This is a genomic window from Enorma sp. (assembly GCF_982429025.1).
The window spans coordinates 1-4,353 of sequence record NZ_CEWCAA010000082.1; the positions used below are offsets into that span (position 1 = coordinate 1).

2 protein-coding genes are annotated in these 4,353 nt (G+C 61.8%); both read right to left on the reverse strand.

Annotated features, from left to right (window positions below):
- Nucleotides 1-2,057: DNA translocase FtsK (locus tag AC1VS5_RS09450; protein ID WP_481218462.1), on the reverse strand; the 2,057-nt coding region annotated here is incomplete at its 3' end.
- A 427-nt stretch (nt 2,058-2,484) separates the two neighbouring features.
- On the reverse strand, nt 2,485-4,152 hold the full coding sequence (locus AC1VS5_RS09455; protein WP_481218461.1) for a ribonuclease J: 1,668 nt from the start codon (nt 4,150-4,152) through the stop codon (nt 2,485-2,487).
- Nucleotides 4,153-4,353 lie beyond the last annotated feature (201 nt).

The following is a 4,353-nucleotide window of genomic DNA, read 5'->3' on the forward strand; positions in this document are numbered from 1 at the left end:
GAAGAAGCGCCTCCACCGCCCGAAAGCGTAGCAGGCACCACAGCCGAAAGGATCTCTTCGTGGTATTCGGCCTCGCCCTGCTCCTTAACGAACTCGGTAACGGCAGCGATCTCCTCATCCGAGACGAAGCAACCCTGGATGCGCTTGGGCTTGCCCCAATCGACCTTGCTGAAGAGCATATCGCCGTAGCCGGTGAGCTTCTCGGCACCCACCTGGTCGATGATCACGCGCGAGTCGATACCCGTGGCCACGTTGAATGCGATACGGTTGGTGATGTTTGCCTTGATAAGGCCCGTCACCACGTTTGAGCTGGGGCGCTGGGTAGCCACGATGAGGTGGATACCGGCAGCGCGGCCGAGCTGGGCGATACGCACAATCGAGGCCTCGACGTCCTTGCCCGCAACCATCATGAGGTCGGAGAGCTCGTCGATGATGATGACGAGGTAGGGCATCTTAGCCGGCGGATTGTCGTAGTGATCGAAGGCGCCCGAGGCCTGCTTCTCGTTGAAGGTCGATATCTTTCGCACGCCCACGCGCTCGAAGATCTTGAGTCGGCGCTCCATCTCGGACACAGCCCATTGCAGTGCACTCGCAGCCTGCTTGGGTTCGGTGACGACGGGCACGTAGAGGTGCGGCAGGCCGTTGTATCCAGCAAGCTCGACGCGCTTCGGGTCGACCATGATGAGGCGCACATCCTCGGGATAGGTGCGCATGAGGAGCGCCATCACGATCGAGTTGATCATGACGGACTTGCCGGAACCAGTGGTGCCCGCGATGAGGAGGTGGGGCATCTTGGCGAGGTCGGCCACGATGGGCGACCCTTCAGCATCGCGACCGATGGCGAGCTCGAGCGGGCCACCCTGCACATAGGGCAGGACATCTCCCAAGTTCACATTCTGGCGCTTGCGGTTGGGAATCTCGATGCCCACGAGCGAGGTACCCGGGATGGGCGCGAAGATGCGCACGGACTGCGCCGCGAGCGAGAGGGCGATATCGTCCTCGAGGCTCGAGATACGGCTTACGCGCTCGCCCTCGCCGGGCTGCACCTTGAAAGTCGTGACCGTAGGACCGCTGATCCAGCCCACAACCTGCGAATGGAGGTTAAACTCCTGCAGGGTCGACTGGAGCGACTCAGCCGTCTGGCGAAGCTCTTTATCAGAAGACGCCGAGGAAGCGGAATGGGGATTATGGCGAAGCATCGACAGCGGCGGCAGCTTGCGCTCCCCATCGTCATCTTGGGGCTCGGCATCGGCGTGCGCAGGCTCGGCGGCGGCCACGACGGAAGCTGCGCCAGCACCCGACGAAGCGCCTTCACCCACAGAGGACGCGCGCGGGTGCAGCAGGAAATCGGGAATGGGAGGCTGCGTTTCCCGGCCGTCGACAGGAGAGGGATCGGCCTGCGCCGCCGCGGATACCCCCGTCTCGGCAGAATGGTCGAAGGGAGGCTCATCGCAGCGCTCGTCCCCCGACTCAAGGATTTCGGTCATACCTGCAAGGGAATACGGATCGTCCGCAGCTGAAGATGCGACAGTAGCGTTCCCCGCGACAGCGTGCTCGGCAGGCACGTGCTTATCCTCGATGGGAATAAGGCGCGTTTTGGCGGCCTCGGCTTTAAGCTGCTCCGAAACATCGACGAAGGGGTCCTCGTCGGGATCGTCCGGATCATCTGTGATGAGCGTCGTCTTCGCGCGATCACCGATATAGGTGGTCTTGGCCGCGCCATCCTCATCGAAAAGCTTCTGTTGGCGACCAGCGGGCGCACCCTTTGGATTAGATTCGCGAACGGGAGCCGCGGCATAGGGGTCATCGCCCCATGGGCACTCGTTGACCTCGACATGGCGGCGCGCTCGAAGCCCCTCGACGCGCTCGCGCACCGCGCCCGCAAAGCTCGAGATGGAAAAGCCTATGAGCACGGCGCCGGCAAGTGCGATGCCAACGAGCACGACCCCGGCGATGGGCTTACCGAGCGCACCTGCAAGCACCGACGAAACCGCGAAGCCGACGTATCCGCCCGTAGCGGAAAGGCCCGCTTCGCTCACGGTAACGCCAAGCACCATGGGGTCGGGAAGCCCGACCAAGGCGATGAACGAGATGACCGCGACGAAGATGAGGAGCGCGCCGAGCGCGGTCTTCATCTTGAAGACCCCCTCGTCGCGCACGAAGACGAGCGCGGATACGAACAGGAGCGCAAGCGGCAGGACATAGCCACCCAGACCGAAGCCAAGGTGATAGAAGCCGGCCACGGCAGCCGCAACCGGGGCGGTCGTGGGAGCGATGACCGCAATGAAGGACGCAACGGCAAAAACCGCCAGGACGACTCCTGAGATATCGCGCGCCGTGCCGCCGGTGAAAAGCGGCTCGGGAACGGGCTCGGGAGCTGCCTGCGCGTTCGCACGAAGCTTAGCCGCACCCTGCTTGGGAGCAGCCTTGCGCGATGCGCCCTTCTTCTGAGCGTTCTTCGATGTCGTCTGCCGAGACGCCACGCTAGACCTCCATGACCACGGGGATGATCATGGGACGCGTACGCGTACGGTTCCAGATGAAGTTGGATAGCGAGTCGCGGACCGCCTTGCGGAGCGCGCCCGTACCGTTGCTCGTGTAATCGAAGGAGCCCTTATCGATCGCCTTCATGATGGAAGCAGAGGCATCGGAGCTGAACTCGTCATCGATGGTAAACGACACGCCGCGGCTCGAGAACTCGATCGCGTCGATGCGCTTGCGCTTCATCGAGACGATGGCCACGACGGTCACCATGCCGTCGTTGGCAAGCTTCTGGCGGTCGCGGAGCACGATGGGATCGGTATCGCCGATGCGCAGGCCGTCGACGTACACGATGCCGCTCTCCACCTGCGGGCCGATCTTGACCTCGCCGCCGCGCATCTCGAGCGTGTCGCCGTTATCCACCACGAAGATGTGGTCGTCGCGCATGCCCATCTGGCGAGCGAGGTTGGCGTGCGCCCGAAGGTGCACCGCCTCGCCGTGGACGGGCATGAAGTAGCACGGCTTAGCCATGGCGAGCATGAGCTTGAGCTCCTCCTGGCTACCGTGGCCAGAAACGTGCACGAGCCGGGTGGATTTGTCCACAACGGTGCACCCAAGCTTCGCCAGGCTGTTGATAACCTGCTGGACCGCCTTTTCGTTGCCGGGAACCGGCGTGGCGGAGATGATCACGGTGTCGCCGGAGTGAATGGAAAGCGTCTTATGCTCCCCGTTTGCCATACGGGAAAGCGCGGAAAGCGGCTCGCCCTGGGAGCCCGTGCACATGACGACGATCTGGTCGTCGGGAATGCCGTTGAGCTCGTAGGCATCGAGGATGTCCTTCTCGTCGATGTTGAGGTATCCGAGCTCGCGCGCCACGCGCGTGTTGGTGAGCATCGAGCGGCCCGTCACAACGATCTTGCGCCCGCATTTCTTAGCCGCATCGCAAATCTGCTGCAAACGGTGGATATGGCTCGAGAACGAGGCAACGAATACGCGGCCCTTCGCGTTCTTGATGACCTCGTTGAGCGTGGGGCCCACCGCCGCCTCGGACGGGGTGAACCCGGGGCGGTTGGCGTTGGTCGAGTCGGACATGAGAAGATCGATGCCCTGCTTAGCGAATTTAGTGATAGCAGCGTAGTTGGGCGTGACCCCGTCGATGGGTGTCTGATCGAGCTTGAAGTCGCCCGTATGCATAACCGTACCCTGCGGCGACTTGATGTAGACACCGAGCGCGCCGGGAATGGAGTGGGTCATCGAGAAGAAATCGATGGAGATGTTTCCCAGGTTCACATGGCTTCCATCATGCACCTCGCGGAACTTCGGCGTCTTGATGCGAAACTCCGCCAGCTTGCCCTCGATGAAGCCGAGCGTGAGCTTGCTCGAGAAAATGGGCACCTTGTTGTTGAGGTCCTGTAGAAGATACGGAAGCGCACCCGTATGGTCCTCGTGACCGTGGGTCACGACGATACCGCGCAGCTTATCCTCGTTTTCCAGAACATAGGTGTAATCAGGCAGCACCAGGTCGATACCGGGCTGGGAATCATCGGGGAACATGAGGCCGGCGTCGATGAGCACCATATCCGGGCCGCACTCGATGGCGGTCATATTCTTGCCGATTCCATCAAGACCACCCAAGGGGATGATGCGAAGGGGCGGATTCTTTTTTGCCATGAGCTCTATAAGCTCCTTTCATATCGCGTCTATAACAAAAACACGCGGGTCACCCCGCGATTACGTACACCATATCGGCACATAGGTGATGCTATTGTATCCATTCCCCGCTCAATCGAGACCCGTTCCCCCGCGCCCCACAGGAATAGCAGAGCGTAAAGCCGACCATCGAGGATGTCAAGGGCTCATGCGCCCCTACGC